Genomic DNA, 16,427 nt, shown 5'->3' with positions numbered 1-16,427 from the left:
TGAGGGGCAGCGCCGACCAAACATACTTGGGAGGAAACCGCAGTGTCCGAAACCATCATCTCCGCCGATCTCGTCGACAAGGATAATGCCGCGCGCAAGGCCGACCTCGAACGCGACTACGCCTCGCTTGGTGAGCGTCTCGACCGCCGCGGCATCGCCATCGATGCCATCCGCGACAAGGTCGAAAAATTCGCGGTTGCCATTCCCTCCTGGGGCGTCGGCACAGGCGGCACCCGCTTCGCCCGCTTTCCCGGCGCCGGCGAGCCGCGCGACATCTTCGACAAGATCGAGGACTGCGCCGTCATCCAGCAACTGACACAGGCGACGCCGACCGTCTCCTTGCACATTCCGTGGGACAAGGCCGATCCGAACCGGCTGAAACAGGCGGCCTCGCGTTTCGGCCTCGGCTTCGATGCCATGAATTCCAACACCTTTTCCGATGCCAGGGATCAGGCTCTTTCCTATAAATTCGGTTCGCTGTCGCATGCTGATGCCGCCACGCGTCGGCAAGCGGTCGAGCACAATCTCGAATGCATCGAGATCGGCAAGACGCTGGGCTCCAAGGCGCTGACGGTGTGGATCGGCGACGGCTCGAATTTCCCCGGCCAGGTCAATTTCGCCAGGGCGTTCGAGCGCTATCTCGACGCCATGAAGGAGGTCTATGCCGGGCTGCCGGCCGACTGGAAGCTGTTCACCGAGCACAAGATGTACGAGCCGGCCTTCTATTCCACCGTCGTGCAGGACTGGGGCACCAACTACATGATCGCTCAGGAGTTGGGCGACAAGGCGTTCTGCTTGGTCGACCTCGGCCACCACGCCCCCAACGTCAACATCGAGATGATCGTGTCGCGGCTGATCCAGTTCAGGAAGCTCGGCGGCTTCCACTTCAATGATTCGAAATATGGCGACGATGATCTCGATGCCGGGTCGATCGATCCCTACCGGCTGTTCCTCGTCTTCAACGAACTGGTCGATGCCGAACTGTCTGGCGCCGAAGGCTTTGATCCGGCGCACATGCTCGACCAGAGCCACAATGTCACCGATCCGATCGAAAGCCTGATGCTGTCGGCCGTCGAGGTGCAGCGCGCCTATGCGCAGGCGCTGCTGGTCGACCGCAAGGCGCTGCAAGGCTACCAGGACAGCAATGACGCCCTGATGGCAACGCAGACGCTGAAGGCGGCCTACCGCACCGATGTCGAGCCGATCCTCGCCATGGCGCGGCTGAAGACTGGCGGTGCCATCGACCCGGTCGCCGCCTACCGTGCCGCGGGCTACCGCGCCAAGGTCGCGGCGGAACGCCCGGCCGTCGCCGGCGGCTCGGGCGGCATCGTCTAGCGCCGGTTCCCTCCTGTCCCCTCGGGGAGAGGTCGGATTTGCCCCGAATTGCCCTTTGCAATTCGGCTGGCAGTCCGGGTGAGGGGGTTCTTTCTCACGCTCCTTCAATTGTCAGTGGACTCGATCATTCCAACACGGTCTTCTAAGCGTCCCCGCCCGGAGACCCGCCATGCCTCTCAACCGTCGGACGCTGATCGCCGCCAGCCTTTCCATCACCTTTGCCCTGGCTCCATTGGCGAACGTCTTCGCCGCTTCGCCAGCCCCCGCCAAGGGCGAGCACGGCATGGTGGTAACGGCCCAGCATCTGGCCTCGGAAGTCGGTGTCGAGGTTTTGAAGAAGGGCGGCAATGCCGTCGATGCCGCGGTCGCCGTCGGCTATGCGCTGGCCGTCGTCTATCCCAATGCCGGCAACATCGGCGGCGGCGGCTTCATGACCATCCGCTTCAAGGACGGCAGATCGACCTTCCTCGATTTCCGCGAGCGCGCGCCGCTGGCGGCGACAAAAACCATGTATCTCGACAAGGATGGCAACCCCGTGAGAGGCGCCAGCCTGGACGGCTATCTTGCGGTCGGCGTGCCCGGTTCCGTCGCCGGTCTCGAGATGGCGCGTGAAAAATATGGCACATTGTCCAGGCAAGATCTGATGGCGCCGGCGATCAGCTATGCCAAGGATGGGTTCGTCCTCAATCAGGGTGACGCCGCTTCTTTTGCCGGCGGCGCCGACAGGATGGCAAAGGACCCCGCGGCTGCTGCCATCTTCCTGAAACCGGATAGCAAGCCCTATGGCATCGGCGAGCGGCTGGTCCAGCCCGACCTTGCCGCTTCCTTGTCAGCCATTTCCGAAAAAGGCCCTGATGCCTTCTACAAGGGCGCCATTGCGGACGCCATCGTCAAGGCGAGCGGCGCCAAGGGCGGCATCCTGGCCAAGCAGGATTTCGAGCAATATGCGGTGCGCGAACTCAAGCCGGTGACCTGCAGCTATCGCGGCTATGAGATCACGTCCTCACCACCGCCGAGCTCCGGCGGCGTCATCATCTGCGAAATCCTCAACGTGCTGGAAGGCTATCCGCTGTCCTATCTCGGCGCCGGTTCCGCCGAGACGGTCCATGTCATGGTCGAAGCCATGCGCCATGCTTATGTCGACCGCAATTCAGCACTTGGCGATCCCGATTTCGTCGACAATCCGGTGACCAAACTGCTGGACAAGGCCTATGCCAAGGACATCCGCGCCAAGATCGATCCGTCCCGGGCCGGCGTGTCGCAGGACCTGATGCCGAGGGGCTTTGGCGAGAGCAAGGAGACGACCCACTATTCCATCATCGACAATGACGGCAACGCGGTCGCCGTCACCTACACGTTGAACGGCTCCTTTGGCGCCGGCGTCGTCGCCGATGGCACCGGCATCCTGCTCAACAACGAGATGGACGATTTCACCCAGAAGCCGGGCGTGCCCAACCTCTATGGCCTGGTGCAGGGCGAGGCCAACGCCATCCAACCGAAGAAGACACCGCTGTCATCGATGAGCCCGACCATCGTGGCCAAGGCGGGCAAGCCGTTCATGGTCATCGGCAGCCCGGGCGGCTCGCGCATCATCACCATCACGCTTGAAGCGATCGTCAACGTCATCGACCACGGCATGAACATCCAGGAGGCGATCGACGCGCCGCGCATCCATCACCAATGGCTACCCGACACGGTGTATATCGAGCCCTTTGGTCTGTCGCCGGACACCGAAAGACTGCTGGCCGGCATGGGCTATCACCTCGATCTTGGTGATTCGACCTGGGGACAGGCGGCGGGCATCCTGGTTGGCGGCAAGAGCCTGGCGGAAATCGAGAAGGGCGGCGGCGCCCGCTACAACGGCGCCATCGATAGCCGCGCCGCATCCGGCGAGGCCCTGGGGTACTAGTCCGATCCGGAAAACGGAATCCGGTTCGCGCGCGGTCAGGCGATCAGCGTGATGGTCGATGCAATCAGCATCAACGCGGCGATGCCGACGAATATCGCATAGATGCGCGGCCGATCGAGCAGAAGCGCGTTTCCGGATATCCACGCCGAGGTGGCGCCGCCAAGCGCGTAGAGGAAACCACTGCGATGTCCAAGCGTCAGCGAGGCGGCCATCAATCCGCCGATGATCAGGGCACCGAACACGATGATCACGGCGACGGCATATTTCTCGAAGTCGTTTCCTCCGATGCTCGGGCCCATCGCGTTCAAGGTTGACAGGTCATTCGGGTCGAACGGATTCGTCGACCCATATTCGTCTTGACCCACAGGCTCTCGCATCATTCATTCTCCGTAAAGCGGCAACAAACCACCAAGCCTCGCCGAGCGCAACCGCGTCACACTTTGCTGATTGCGTTCGGTAAGGTCTTCAACACTTTCTGGCGGCGACCTGCCACCGTTTTTTCACCTCGTGCCCAACCAAGCGTCGCACAACCCAGCGCGCTTGCCTCATGGCGACTCTCAGCCGGACCGTTCGAATATGGGATGTGTTCGTGGAGGAAAGATGATCTCTTGAAGATCCGCTCACTGGATTTGATGGTCGGCACGAAAGCAGGTCAACAGTTTCTGCAAGGAGCGCCTGAGGGTTTCGGCGAATTCCGCGTTGAAATCATAACTCAGCCAATCGTTCAGCATGCCTGACATAAAGCACTGAAGCGTCGTCGACGCCGTTTCGGCCGTCCACAGACCAGCCAGATCGCCATTCGCCTGCGCGGCTTCGAACCCGCGCTGGAACGTCAGGAGCATGGTTGTTGTGAAGGGACCGCTGCCAAAGCAAGGCTTCCTGCATCTCACCGATATACTCACATCGCGTGACGATAATTTGATGGACCGTCTGCGTGTGTGCGTCCGTCTCGAACAGATCGATGACGTCGAGCGCGCGTGTGCCGACGGCCTTCAGGGGGTCCGCGGCACCCTCGATCGCTTTCTCTGTCAGTGCAGCGTGCAGGGAATAAACGCGGTCGAGTATGGCCGTTCGCCTTGTTCGGCGCGCTGGTGGCAATCTGGCTGCGTGGGCTCAGCAATGACGTCTACTTCCAGATCGGCCTGGCGGCGAAGAACACCATCCTGATCGTCGAGTTCGCGGTGCTGAAGCGGCAGGAAGGTCTCAGCGCTTTCCATGCCGCTCTCGAGGCGGCGCGGCTGCGCTTCCGGCCGATCATCATGACGTCGCTGGCCTTCATCCTCGGCGTCCTGCCGCTGGCGATCAGCACCGGAGCTGGCTCGGCCAGCCGCCACTCGATCGGCACCGGCGTCATAGGCGGCATGCTCGCGGCGACCTTCCTCGCCATCTTCCTCATACCACTGTTCTTCAAGTTGATCGGCGGCCGGGAGAAGAAACAGGCTGTGGCGCGGTCCGCCGGCGAGGGCAATGAAGTGACGGCGAGTGTTTAGTTCGCATGCTGGCGCTTCCCCGCGCGGCCTTTGATGCCTATCTGTCTACAGATGACAGGCATAGAGCGGGAACAGGTGGCAGGAGTTGGCGCAACGATCGGGAAGTGCTGACCTTCCGCTGCATGGCGGCCGCGTGCCGAAATGGCTGGGCGACCGCATGACGCGCCTTGGCGCTGTCATGTGCGAGGCGATCATTCATCACTATGGCCGCGACGAACTGCTGCGCCGCCTGGCAAATCCCTTCTGGTTCCAATCGTTCGGCGCCGTCATGGGGATGGACTGGCATTCGTCAGGCATCACCACCAGCGTTGTCGGCGCCTTGAAGCGCGGTCTGTCGCCGCTTTCCGGCGAACTCGGCATTCATGTCTGTGGTGGCCGCGGCGCCCATTCGCGCAAGACGCCGCACGAACTGACGCTGATCGGCGAGCGCGTCGGGTTGGACGGGGCGGGCCTCGCCAATGCCAGTCGCCTCGTCGCCAAGGTGGACAGCGCTGCCGTGCAGGACGGCTTCGATCTCTACCTGCATGGTTTCATCGTCACCGATGACGGCAACTGGGTGGTGGTGCAGCAAGGCATGAACGGGGACAGCAAGGTGGCGCGCCGCTACCACTGGCTCTCCGAGGGCCTGAAGAGCTTTGTCGATCAGCCCCACGCCGCCATCGAGGGCGCCAACCAGGGCGAGATCGTCAATCTGACCGATCGCCGTGCCGATGCCTCGCGCCAGGGGCAGTTGGACCTGCTGCGGGATCTCGGTCCGGACCGCATCGTCAGGGAGTTGGCGACGTTGGAGCGTGGTCCGCCACCTCCGCCAGAACAGCCGCTTCTGCCTTATCTCGTGATGCCGGCGCACCACGATGTCCGCGAGAGCGATGTCGTTATGCGCCGCCTTCACGGAAACATCGCGGCGGCTGCCGACCGAGGGCCCGAGGATTTCGCCGAACTGCTGCTGGTGCCCGGTGTCGGCGCCCGCACGGTGCGCGCCCTGGCTCTGGTGGCAGAGGTCCTGCATGGCGCGCCGTGCCGTTTTTCCGACCCCGGCCGCTTCTCGCTGGCTCATGGCGGCAAGGATCGGCACCCGTTCCCGGTGCCGCTGAAAGTCTATGACGAGACGATCGGCGTGCTGAAGTCCGCCGTCCAGAAGGCCAGGCTCGGACGCGAGGAAGAGGTCGCGGCACTCCGGCGCCTTGACGACCAGTCGCGTCAGGTCGAACGCTATGCCACCGGTCCCAGCCTCAAGGAAATCATCGCCGGAGAGCTCGATCAGTCACATCTGCTCGGCGGCAGAAGCGTGTTCGGATGGGAACCGGCGCCTGAGACTGCGCCCATGATATCGAAAAAGCCCTGACCGTGCCGCTTCCGGAACCCGGTCGGCACGCCGATGGAGGCGCCAGGCTCGCCTTCATCGACGATGGCGCGTGGCTACGCGCTCCAACAGGCTATGTTTTTGCTTATCGCCAAGATGGGTAATTCTGCGGCCAATGAAATTGTAGGCATCTATTTGAGCGCCGCTGCCGCGATTTCCTATCTCACGGGAGCCGGCGGCAATTCGAACAGGGTGGCGCCGTTCTCCTGGCCCCGCTCGACATAGCCGATGATTCGAAACCATCTGGCGACGTCAGGTCCCTGGAGCCAGCTGCGCGAGCGAATGGGAAGATTGCCGGCGAGCGCCTGGATGTGGCGAATGTGCTGCTTGCAGAAGCGAACGGTCGTGGCGCGGAAGAAATCCTCCTGTGCGGCAAACAGCGTATCGGCCGCGTCGCTATTCTCATGCCAGGCGATGATCGCCACCGTCTTGTCGCCCTCGACAAGCGCATGCGCCCGGCCTTCCTTCAAGTTCATCATCAGATTGTCGTAGGCGATCTTGCTGTCCTTGCCGGCCGCGACGTACTCGTCCGACATTCGCTTGGACAGACCATGAAAGACATCCTCCAGATCCCCGAGCGTTGCTGCGCGTGCTCTCATTTCTCCTCCTGCGGCCCCGGCAGGCAGTTTGCCCTAAGGTTGGGGGATCACCAAGCAAATCAAATCCGCCGACAGCCCGATAGGAGCAAAGTCGTTTCACCCAGCGCGCCATGCAGTGACGGGCCGAGCGGCGTCCTTCAGATGCCGCCCATGCAGAGATATTTCATCTCGAGGTAATCCTCGAGGCCATGGCGGGACCCCTCCCGTCCGATGCCGGACTGCTTCATGCCACCGAAAGGCGCGGCTTCCGAGGACATACGTCCTGTGTTGATGCCCACCATGCCATATTCCAAGGCTTCGGCCACGCGCCAGACACGTTTCAGGTTGGAAGCATAGAAATAGGCGGCAAGGCCATAAATCGTGTCATTGGCGTCACGCACGACCTGATCGGCGTCTTCGAAGCGGATGATCGGAGCCAGGGGCCCAAATGTTTCTTCTCGCGCCAATGCCATTTCGCTGGAGATTTCGGTGAGGACAGTGGGCTGGAAAAAGGTCCCGTCCTTTCCAATCCTGCCGCCTCCGCACCGAATTGCACCGCCCTTCTCCAAGGCATCGGCGATGTGGGATTCGATCTTGGCGAGAGCCGCCCCGTCAATCAGCGGACCAATGGCGACGTCGGGATCAAAACCGTCACCGACCTGAAGCTGGCGAACCCGCCCGGCGAATTTGTCGACGAATTCATCATGAACGGCCGACTGGACGTAAAGGCGGTTCGCCGAAACGCAGGTCTGGCCGGCATTGCGAAACTTGGCCTGGATCGCACCGTCCACGGCAGCATCTATGTCGGCATCGTCGAAGACGATGAAAGGCGCATTGCCGCCGAGTTCCAGGCTGACCTTCTTGATCTGGTCCGAGCACTGCCGCATGAGCAGCCGCCCTACCTCGGTCGATCCGGTGAAGCTGATCTTGCGCACTTTGGGATTGTGGCAAAGCTCACGCCCTACCGCAGCGCCCTCGGAGGCGTAGACGAGGTTCACGACACCTTCGGGAAAACCTGCCTCTGCGGCCAGCGCGAACATGGCTCCGGCGACAAGCGGCGTTTGCTCGGCGGGCTTCAACACGATTGCGCAACCCGCCGCAAGCGCCGGCGAAATCTTGCGCGCCACCATGGATGCGGGAAAATTCCACGGCGTGATGGTGCCGACAACGCCGATCGGCTGCTTGATTACCAGCATGCGGCGGTCTGTCGACGGTGCCGAGATCGTCTCGCCGTATATGCGATTGGCTTCCTCAGCATACCATTGCAGATACGCCGCCGCATGCGACACTTCCGATTTGGCTTCTGCAAGCGGCTTACCCATTTCGGCGGTCAGGATCGCTGCGAGGTCGTCGGTGTGGTTGACGATCAACTGATGCCATTGCCAGAGCATTTCGCTGCGCTCCCGGGCGGTCAGCGCTGCCCATTCGGCCTGCGCGACATGGGCCTTGTCGATCGCCGTACGTGTCTCCTCGACGCCCATGTCCGGAAGTTCCGCAAGCAACTCACCGGTCGACGGATTAAGGACCTCGAATGTACGCTCGCTGACGACCAGCCCAAGGGCTGGCGCCCGGTCGATGGCGCCAAAAAGGTCGGGCGATTTCAGGTGGCGAGTCAGCGAGGGGAAGAGGGGCAAGACCGTTCTTCTTAGCAAATTGTTCGATTGGTTGAGCGCCGATGTTTAGCTCGCGAAATCGGCTTTCGCATAGGGCCTGAACCGCCAGTGGGCAGACCCAAGGTGAATTCGTGGAATGAAGGCGGACCCTTCATCATGTCGCATTCGCCCGGTATCCAAACTCGCTTTGTTCACTCTACAACGCCCCCACGCCGTATGGCAGCTTTGCGCCCGACATCGGCCGTAGAAACAGATATCGCCCTATCCCGAAAGCGGCCTGCTATCGCAGGCAACCCGAACCGTGCCGGTCAATATCGTCGGGCAAGTCGTCTCTCGAAAAACTCGAAGCCGACAGTGATCAATGCCGCCAGCAGGAAATATCCAAGTGCCGCGGCGAACAAAGGCTCGTAGACCCGAAAGGTCTGCGCGCGAACGAGGTTGGCTGCACCCATGAGTTCGAAGACCGTGATCGTCGAAGCGAGCGCCGTTCCCTTCAAAAGCAGGATATTCTGACCGCCGATCGCCGGCAGCGCCAACCTGAAAGCCTGCGGGAGAAGGACGGAAATCATGATCCGTGTTTTCGACAGGCCAAGCGACTGGCCAGCCTCACGCTGTCCTTCTGGAATGGCCTGTATCGCCCCTCTCCATATTTCGCCGCAGTAGGCCGCGGTGTTCAAGGAAAGGGTAAAAAACGCATAGAAGTCAGCGCCTCGCAATATGGGCCAGAGCGGGCTGTAGCGTATCGAAGGGACGCCGGCGAGAATCTGGCCGACGCCAAAGTAGCAGAGATAGAGCTGGACCAGGAGCGGCGTGCCGCGGAATGCGAGGATAAACGCGACCGCTGGATATCGCAGCCATCTCCTGTTGGACAACCGGGCCAAGGCAATCGGGATGGCAAGCAAATTGCCGACCACCGCGCAGCCGACGAACAGGATTATGGTGACCTGGACGCCGGCCACAAGCTGATTAGCAAGGTACACCCCAAACTCAGTCACGCTAGCTCTTCCTCCCGCCACGGACGGTGGCTGTTTCGAGGGCATGGAAAAGCATCGCTGATATCCCAGACATCACGAGGAAAATGAAGGCGATCGCGCAATAGAACATGAAGTAATCACGCGTCGCGCCGGCAGCCATTTTGCCGGCAAGAACGAGCTCGGTAAAACCGATCAGGCTGACCAGTGAGCTTTCCTTCAAGACGACCAGCCACAAATTACCAAGCCCGGGCAAAGCCAGAGGAACCATCTGCGGCACAGTCACCAGGAAGAACGTCTGGCGGCGTGTCAAACCTAGTGCATAGGCTGCCTCGACCTGACCTCGCGGGATGGCCACGATCGCTCCGCGCAAGACCTCGGTGCTGTAGCCACCTTGGACAATTCCAAGCGACAAGGTCGCGGCGACAAATCCATTGAGCTGGAATTCGGACGTCAGTCCAGCCAAACTCACAGCCCAGCGCAACGCGTCTGTCGCGCTGTAGTAGACGAGAAATATGATGAGAATATCCGGCACGGACCGGATGATTGTGGTGTAGGCGACGGCTGCAGAGACCGCTACGCGGTTCCTTGAGATCTTGGCCACCGCACCCACGAGGCCGAGTGCCAGGCCCACAAGATAGGCGCTGATCGAGATACCAAGGCTCAGGCAAGCACCGCGAAGCAATTCGTCGCCCCACCCCTGGTGTCCGAAGCCGAGCAGGGTTGTCCAGGACATGATGGGATACATAAAGCGGGTTCCAGTTCAATGAAGTGGTGCCGGCCCCTATGGAAGCCGGCACCAGGCCTGGAACAGACGATCAATCGCCGTAGATGTCGAAATCGAAATAGCGCTTGGTGATCGTGTCATATTCGCCGCTGGCGCGCACCGCCTTGAGTGCAGCATTGAGGCGGTCTCTCAGAGCGGTGTCCTCCTTGCGCAGGCCAGCGCCGTCACCGTATCCAAACATCTTCTCATGCGGCAGAGTCACCTTGATTTCATAAGCCTGGCCTTCCGGCTTCTTCAAGAAATCCTGGATCTGGATACCCGCTGCTGCCATGAGATCCACCCGCCCGGCCTGGATGTCGGCGATTTCGTCGTCGAGTGTTGGGTAGATCTTCATTTCGGCAATGCCGTTGAACTTGTCCTGCAAGTAAGTCGCCTGCAGGCTCGCACTCTGTGCCGCCACGGCAACCCCCTTGAACGTCTCTGGCTTGGTCACGTCGAATTGCCGCGTGTCGGCCTTGGCGCCGACAAGCACGTTGGGCGAATAGTAATATTTGTCGGTGAAGTCGATCACCTCCTTGCGCTTGTCCGTGATCGACATAGAGCTCCATATGACGTCGAACTTCTTGGCCAAGAGCGCGGGAATGATACCGTCCCAGGCGATATCGACGATCTCGCACTTCGCCTTCATCTCTTTGCAGACGACATTCATCAGGTCGATTTCCCAGCCTTGCCAATTGCCGCTGGCATCCTTGACCGAGAAAGGCGCGTATGGCTCGGCGGCGACACCGAAACGGATGACGTCATCGGCCGCTGAGGATGGAGTGGCGGCGCTAAAGACCGCCACGATCAATGACAAGGCGATTGCAAGCTTTTTCATGATTGTTCCCCTTTTTTGTTTCTGTGGATTTGTATCTTCCGCGATGACGATCCTGGTCGCCGAGGATCCGCCGATCTTTCGATGTCGGATGGGATCGATACGTCGATCGATTCCGACGAGCGGCCAGCAACACTGAGCATCGTGGACTGGTTCAGATATTGTCGGCGATACGGGCTTGGCCATTAGGCTCAGTCGATCTTTTTCAGCTCGGTATTTGAAAACGCTAACAGTTCAAATGCTCTCGATCTAATGCCCCTTGCCACGCGGTTCATCACCAATAGTTATGACAGTGATCAGCCTTCGAGTGACGTGATCCGGCATCAGGCTCGACCACCAAACCACCAGCGCCTGTTAATGCACACCTGTGGGGACAGCTGGGGACAGCGCGGGAATTGAACGGTTCACGGCGCCCCATTGAGCCAGGCTATGAGTTTTCAGCGATAGACCCGCTTCCACAGGAATAGGCTCGCAACTGTCCCCCAAATTTCTGATGTGGCATCGTCGACCGGCATGGCCGGCCGCCATGCTGTCGGTCGGGACTCGTTCGCACTAAGGTCGTCATATGGATAGTAGTCCTTGCCCATCGATCGAGGAGATGAGCGATAAAATCGCGTCCGGCTTGTCGCCCGTGGCAATCGTGGAAAGCTGTCTCGGGCGGATCCGCGATCTGAACGAACAAATCGGGGCGATGATCTTTGTAAATGAAGCTGGCGCCCTCCATGCCGCGCTTCAGGCCACACGCGAAATCAGATCCGGTCACCGGCGCGGCCCTCTGCATGGCGTGCCGATAGCGGTCAAAGACGTTGTCGACGTAAAGCATTGGCCGACAACGGCTGGCTCCCGTCTGTTTGAGAACCACGTTGCACCGGCGACGGCGACCTGCATTGTCAATCTTCAAGCCGCCGGCGCCATCATTATCGGGAAGACAAACCTGCACGAACTGTGCGTGGGCGGGCATGAAAACCCCTGGTACGGCAAGGTTGCCAACCCGCTTGATCCAAGCCGTGGGACGGGTGGCACGAGCAGCGGATCGGCTGCAGCGGTCGCAGCCGGCTTTTGCCCGGCCGCGGTTGGCACGGACAGCGGCGGGTCAAACCGATCTCCGGCTGCCGCGACGGGGCTGTTCGGTTACAAGCCGACGAATGGTCTGATCGCCATGGAGGGCGTCATGAGCATAGCGCCTTCGCTGGACTGCGTCGGCGTTCTTGCACGCTCGGTCAGGGACGTTCGGCTGATGACCAAGGCGCTCGCCGGAAAACGACTCAGCCCACCCGGTGGCGCGCGCAGGGAGAGAAAATCGAAGGCCTGCGTCACGATCGGCATCTGTCCCGAGCTGGTTGGCGCTGCTGTCGACACCAGCGTCGACGTTGCGATGGCTGGCCTGCTCGATCGCCCCAACGTGCGCACGATCGAGATCACCTTCGACGACAGGGAGGCGTTCATTGCGGCCGGATTGAGAATCCTGCAGTGCGAGTTCGCGAGAACCTACCGCGATATAATCGAGCAGAAGCCAGATATGGTCGGCGACGCGGTTCGCTCCTTCCTGCAGGACGGCATTCGGATCAGTGCGGACGCATATGACGGCGCCATCGAAATCCGGAACGATGTGCGAGGCCGGTTTCTGGAGAAAATCGCAGGCCTGGACGCTCTCGCCATCCCAACGGCGCCTGGATCGGCGCCTCGGCTTTCCGACGAACTCACCGAGGTGAATGGGGACATGGCGCCATGGGGAATGGCCGGCGGCCGCTTCCGGCGCTGGGCAAATATGCTCGGCATGCCGGCGTTGGCCATGCCCTTGTTGGTTCCCGACGGGCTTCCTGTGTCGGTGCAGCTTGCCAGTTCGCCAGGCCAGGATGCCGATTTGCTCGACCTCGCCGAGATGTTGACAAGCAACTGAGCTCCGTTCCGCCAAAGCGCATAAAGTTCATAACCTGCAGGAATAAACTTCCTTCGCGCGGCTCTTGGAACATGGGCGCCTTCCCATTACCCTTGGCTTCCGCAGCTCGCTGTTTCGGCACAGTGATCGAGCTGCGCAGCAAGGCGAGTGGTAATGAATCTCGGCGAAAAGGACACGGTCACAAAGGGGGCGGAGTTTACGCCGCGCGAGATCGAGGTCTTCGCCTCGGTCATGCTGCACGGGACGACCACCAAGGCGGCCGACGCGCTCGACATCACGCAGCCCGCTGTCAGCAAGATGCTCCAGCAACTCAGCGAGAAGGCGGATTTCCAGCTGTTCAGGAAAAGCCGGCAGCGGCTGATCCCTACGCCTGAGGCGCATATGCTCTATGCCGAGGTGAAGCGCGTTTTCGAGTCGGCGCGCGGCATCTCGCGGGCTGCAAGGGAGATCCGCGAATTGCGCAGCGGCAGGCTGAACATCTGCGCGCTCCCGGCTTTCGGATCCACGCTGCTGCCGTCCATTATTACGAGCTTCTCAAAACAGCATCCATCTGTGTCGATTTCCCTGGATATCCGCAGCTCCGCGACAGTGGTGCAGCGGGCAAGCCGCAATCAGCTCGACATCGGAATAGGCGTCACGGCATCGGACGACAACTCTTCAATCGTCAGGCGCGCGCTGACAGCAACTCCACCAGTGTGTGTCATGCCGGCGGGTCATCGATTGTCCGAGCTCGAAGTGGTGCAGGCGGAGGACCTCGAAGGTCTCGACTTCATCTCGATGGGCTCCGCCGATCCGATGCGCCAGCAACTCGATGCCCTTTGCGAAGAACGCGGAGTGGGACGTCTCCTGAAAGTCGAGGCCAGCCTGTCTAGCGCCTGCATCGCCCTGGTCGCGTCCGGCGCGGGTGTGAGCGTCGTCGACAGGCTTTCCGCCTGGCTGGCACGCGACCTGCCGATCGAGATCAGGGATTTCCGGCCACATCTCGATCTGAATCTGAGTGTTTACCGGCCGTGGGGCGTCATTGCATCGACAGCGGCGGACGCTTTCACCGAGCATCTCATCCAGACGACGCGAAGCTTTATGAACGGCGTGGAAGCGGGAATCACAGCCTTGGGTCCTCGCCGCCAAGCCGACAGAACTGTTTCCATTCAACGCTGAGAGTCTCTAGCGGAGTGGGAGGCTTTCGAACAGGCGATTGATATCCGCTTCGTCGTTGTAGACATGCGGCGACACGCGCATCTTTGTGCCTCGTAGCGTGACGTGAACACCAGCACGTTTGAGCTCCTGTGCCGCGCTCGCCGCGAGACGATCGCCGATGTCGAGGATCGAGATATGCGGTGTCGGGTGTCGCGGACGCGCGACCGGCAGCCCTCTGCTTTCCGCCTGTGACCAGACGAGTTCGTTAAGGTGACGGAGGCGTCCAAACACGCTCTCGACGGTCCATCCGCGGATGAGCTTCATTGCAGCGATCGCGATGGGCAGGACCGCGAAATCGGAGCGTTCTCCCATGTCGAACCGCCGCGCGCCGGGAAGAAAGTCGGGCACGGCAACCTTATAGAAATCGGATTTATCTCCACCCACCCTGTTCCATGAATGATGTTCGAGCGTGCGCCCTGCTTCGTGCCAACGGCGATCGGCATAGAGGAACGCGAGGCGATATGGACCGAGCAGGAACTTGTAGGTGGCGAAGACGAGAAAATCCGGCCGGACGCGACGGACATCGAAGGGCACCGCGCCAACCCACTGGGTCCCGTCGACGACAAGGCTGGCGCCTGCTGCCCGTGCGGCGGCTGCGACTGTTTCAAGGTCAATGGCCATGCCCTCGAACCAATGAACCAACGTTCCCGCGACGACCGCGATGGGGCGGCTCGAGTTGCGGATCGCCGACACGATGGCGTTGGTCCAGTCGCCATCGGCTGGTTGCGGGACAATATCGACGTGAGCACCGGAGCGCTGTGCGAGATCGTACCAGATGTATCGATGCGAGGTGTGTTCGTTCTCCATCAGAAGGATGGCCGAACCTGTCGGAACCGGAAGGTTGGCGGCAGCGATAGCCATGCCATAGCTGGTGGCGGCCACAATGGCGATGTCGTCGGCATCCGCGCCCACCATCGAGGCGGCGAGCTGCCGCGCCTCCTCCACCTCGTCATAGTAGGAGGCGATGGTCATTTTCCAGGGCTCTGCTTTCACCCTGACGCCAGCCTCGCCGGCCGCCACGGCGGCAATCGGGATCGGCGACATATATGCGGCGTCCAGATAGGCCGTGTCGCGGGGGATGGAGAAGAGATCTCGCTGGCAGTTGAGCATGTTCTCACAACCTGAAATCAATTGAGGTGCCAAGACCGGCGTTAAGGGCTGAGGTGTAGACAAGATTGGCGAGTTCGATGTCTTGGGCAGGAACGCCGAGAGACCGGAAGAGCGTGATTTGACCGTCGCCAGCTCGGCCGGGCTTGGTGCCTGCCAGCACGTCGCCGACCTCGCCGCGAATATGGTCGCCGCCGATCATGCCGGTCTCGATCGCTTCGATCAGTTCCCCCGCAGCTGCGAGCGCCATAGGCAGGTAGTCCACCCAGATCTGCGCCCTACGCACGCACTCGAGGTCCAGCTCGCGACATGAAGCCACGCTAGCGCCGACCGCATTGACGTGAACACCAGGCGGTAGCCACTCGCCGCATAGCACCGGCTTTTCGGACGATGTCGTCGTGCAGATGATGTCGGCCTCACGGACGGCGTCGCGATGTGCCTTCGCCTCGAAGCCGACGGCAGACTGTTCGTCGGCGAAGCACTGGGCTTTTACAAAGTCGCGCCCCCAGACATGGATCGCACGGATCGACCGCACCTCCGCGATGGCAGCGACGTGCCGGCGTGCCTGCTCGCCATATCCTAACACGGTCAACGTCGAGCTATCGGGCCGCGAAAGCGCCCTCGTGGCGACAGCGCTGGCCGCCGCGGTTCGCCAGGCCGTCAGTTCTCCTCCGTCGATCAAGGCTACAGGCCGTCCGTGCTCCTTGTCGAACAGGAACACGCCGCCGCGGTGAGACGAGAGGCCGTGTGCAAAATTGTCGGGAAACACTGACAGCACCTTCGCCCCAAACAGCGGCCGGTCGTCCAGCGCGGCATACATAAGCGACAGGCAACTCCCGGCCGCACCTGGAAGTTCGAGCGTGCGCCTGATCTGCTGGCGAGCCATGCCAGTCAATGTCTTGCGCAGCGCAGCCTCGGTCGTCTCAAGCACCAGCGAGAGGGTCAAAATGCCCCGGATCGCGTTCTTGTCGATCATCAGGAATTCCGGCTGGCCGTTCACCTTGCTGCCTCTTCCATTCCGCGACACCCGATGCGCCGACCTGCCCAAGCGTAGCATTGCTCTCGGAAACGATTGCGCTCGAATTTGATAACCTCGCACGAGAAGTTGCCTGTGCGGGATCATGCGCCAGCATAGGAACCACGCCGGTTCATAACTTTTGGCCATAAACGGCAGCGGCCAGTTCAATTGACGGTGATCGGCGCCCACTGCAATGTTTTCGGGCAACTCAGGGTGCTGAGCGGACCGCAATCAAGATCATAATCAAAAAGTAGGCTTGAAATGGCTAGAGAGATTATTTCCCGAATTGCTTCAACGAAATTGATGTAGCGCCGCCCGCTAATATAAATACGATTGAAAGAACTT

Annotated in this window: 14 protein-coding genes and 1 pseudogene; 6 read left to right on the top strand and 9 right to left on the bottom strand. The window is 61.0% G+C overall.

The genetic code is table 11. The features are described 5' to 3' along the window. The first annotated feature begins 42 nt into the window (after positions 1-42). Positions 43-1,335 carry an L-rhamnose catabolism isomerase gene (rhaI, locus tag ABVQ20_RS17020; RefSeq protein ID WP_354460671.1) on the top strand — a complete coding sequence of 431 codons (1,293 nt, stop codon included), beginning with the start codon at positions 43-45 and terminating at the stop codon, positions 1,333-1,335. A 169-nt stretch (positions 1,336-1,504) separates the two neighbouring features. Further along, on the top strand, positions 1,505-3,244 hold the full coding sequence (ggt, locus tag ABVQ20_RS17015; protein ID WP_354460670.1) for a gamma-glutamyltransferase: 1,740 nt from the start codon (positions 1,505-1,507) through the stop codon (positions 3,242-3,244). 35 nt (positions 3,245-3,279) lie between these two features. On the opposite strand, the gene ABVQ20_RS17010 is transcribed toward ggt, so the two are convergent. Together ABVQ20_RS17010 and ABVQ20_RS17005 are read right to left on the bottom strand one after the other, a co-directional pair. Further along, on the bottom strand, positions 3,280-3,543 hold the full coding sequence (locus ABVQ20_RS17010; protein ID WP_354462194.1) for a hypothetical protein: 264 nt from the start codon (positions 3,541-3,543) through the stop codon (positions 3,280-3,282). A 321-nt stretch (positions 3,544-3,864) separates the two neighbouring features. Next, positions 3,865-4,086 (bottom strand): hypothetical protein, encoded by a 222-nt coding sequence (locus ABVQ20_RS17005; RefSeq protein WP_354460669.1) that lies wholly within the window; start codon positions 4,084-4,086, stop codon positions 3,865-3,867. A gap of 225 nt (positions 4,087-4,311) precedes the next feature. Between ABVQ20_RS17005 and ABVQ20_RS17000 the strand changes: the two are divergent. Both ABVQ20_RS17000 and ABVQ20_RS16995 read left to right on the top strand, forming a co-directional pair. After that, positions 4,312-4,734: pseudogene (locus ABVQ20_RS17000) on the top strand (efflux RND transporter permease subunit); the annotation flags it as partial. A gap of 85 nt (positions 4,735-4,819) precedes the next feature. Further along, entirely contained in the window at positions 4,820-6,079 is a 1,260-nt protein-coding gene (locus ABVQ20_RS16995; RefSeq protein ID WP_354460668.1) for a DUF763 domain-containing protein, read from the top strand. Positions 6,080-6,255: 176 nt separating this feature from the next. Here ABVQ20_RS16995 and ABVQ20_RS16990 read toward each other — a convergent pair whose 3' ends face one another. The 5 genes from ABVQ20_RS16990 to ABVQ20_RS16970 form a co-directional block, all read right to left on the bottom strand. Beyond that, a complete protein-coding gene (locus ABVQ20_RS16990) occupies positions 6,256-6,696 on the bottom strand; it encodes a hypothetical protein (RefSeq protein WP_354460667.1) in 441 nt (146 codons plus the stop codon). A 137-nt stretch (positions 6,697-6,833) separates the two neighbouring features. Then, on the bottom strand, positions 6,834-8,309 hold the full coding sequence (locus ABVQ20_RS16985) for an NAD-dependent succinate-semialdehyde dehydrogenase (RefSeq protein WP_354460666.1): 1,476 nt from the start codon (positions 8,307-8,309) through the stop codon (positions 6,834-6,836). Positions 8,310-8,596: 287 nt separating this feature from the next. Further along, on the bottom strand, positions 8,597-9,283 hold the full coding sequence (locus ABVQ20_RS16980) for an ABC transporter permease (protein ID WP_354460665.1): 687 nt from the start codon (positions 9,281-9,283) through the stop codon (positions 8,597-8,599). A 1-nt stretch (position 9,284) separates the two neighbouring features. Then, the gene (locus ABVQ20_RS16975; RefSeq protein WP_354460664.1) at positions 9,285-9,995 is read right to left on the bottom strand and encodes an ABC transporter permease; all 711 of its coding nucleotides are present in this window, start codon (positions 9,993-9,995) and stop codon (positions 9,285-9,287) included. An 82-nt stretch (positions 9,996-10,077) separates the two neighbouring features. After that, positions 10,078-10,863, bottom strand: coding sequence for a transporter substrate-binding domain-containing protein (locus tag ABVQ20_RS16970; protein WP_354460663.1), 786 nt, complete (start codon positions 10,861-10,863; stop codon positions 10,078-10,080). 562 nt (positions 10,864-11,425) lie between these two features. On the opposite strand from ABVQ20_RS16970, the gene ABVQ20_RS16965 reads away from it, so the two are divergent. Beyond that, positions 11,426-12,760, top strand: a complete 1,335-nt coding sequence (locus ABVQ20_RS16965; protein ID WP_354460662.1) for an amidase — start codon at positions 11,426-11,428, stop codon at positions 12,758-12,760. Between the two features lie 153 nt (positions 12,761-12,913). After that, entirely contained in the window at positions 12,914-13,918 is a 1,005-nt protein-coding gene (locus tag ABVQ20_RS16960) for a LysR family transcriptional regulator (protein WP_354460661.1), read from the top strand. Between the two features lie 6 nt (positions 13,919-13,924). Here the strand turns inward: ABVQ20_RS16960 and ABVQ20_RS16955 are convergent, their stop codons facing one another. Continuing rightward, a complete protein-coding gene (locus ABVQ20_RS16955) occupies positions 13,925-15,067 on the bottom strand; it encodes an aminotransferase class V-fold PLP-dependent enzyme (RefSeq protein WP_354460660.1) in 1,143 nt (380 codons plus the stop codon). A 4-nt stretch (positions 15,068-15,071) separates the two neighbouring features. Continuing rightward, positions 15,072-16,289: an ornithine cyclodeaminase family protein gene (locus tag ABVQ20_RS16950; RefSeq protein ID WP_354460659.1), complete on the bottom strand. Its 1,218-nt coding sequence runs from the start codon at positions 16,287-16,289 to the stop codon at positions 15,072-15,074. Positions 16,290-16,427 lie beyond the last annotated feature (138 nt).

The organism is Mesorhizobium shangrilense (assembly GCF_040537815.1).
GTDB lineage: Bacteria > Pseudomonadota > Alphaproteobacteria > Rhizobiales > Rhizobiaceae > Mesorhizobium > Mesorhizobium shangrilense.
The sequence above is the reverse complement of the archived record's forward strand: the minus strand, read 5'-3'. Positions and strand labels throughout refer to the sequence as shown.

Bases quoted from the DNA above. Each gene is read 5' to 3' on its own strand.
- ggt (WP_354460670.1), top strand. From the start codon at position 1,505: ATGCCTCTCAACCGTCGGACGCTGATCGCCGCCAGCCTTTCCATCACC.
- ABVQ20_RS17010 (WP_354462194.1), bottom strand. From the start codon at position 3,543: ATGGGCCCGAGCATCGGAGGAAACGACTTCGAGAAATATGCCGTCGCC.
- ABVQ20_RS17005 (WP_354460669.1), bottom strand. From the start codon at position 4,086: ATGCTCCTGACGTTCCAGCGCGGGTTCGAAGCCGCGCAGGCGAATGGC.
- ABVQ20_RS16990 (WP_354460667.1), bottom strand. From the start codon at position 6,696: ATGAGAGCACGCGCAGCAACGCTCGGGGATCTGGAGGATGTCTTTCAT.
- ABVQ20_RS16975 (WP_354460664.1), bottom strand. From the start codon at position 9,995: ATGTCCTGGACAACCCTGCTCGGCTTCGGACACCAGGGGTGGGGCGAC.
- ABVQ20_RS16970 (WP_354460663.1), bottom strand. From the start codon at position 10,863: ATGAAAAAGCTTGCAATCGCCTTGTCATTGATCGTGGCGGTCTTTAGC.
- ABVQ20_RS16965 (WP_354460662.1), top strand. From the start codon at position 11,426: ATGGATAGTAGTCCTTGCCCATCGATCGAGGAGATGAGCGATAAAATC.
- ABVQ20_RS16960 (WP_354460661.1), top strand. From the start codon at position 12,914: ATGAATCTCGGCGAAAAGGACACGGTCACAAAGGGGGCGGAGTTTACG.
- ABVQ20_RS16955 (WP_354460660.1), bottom strand. From the start codon at position 15,067: ATGCTCAACTGCCAGCGAGATCTCTTCTCCATCCCCCGCGACACGGCC.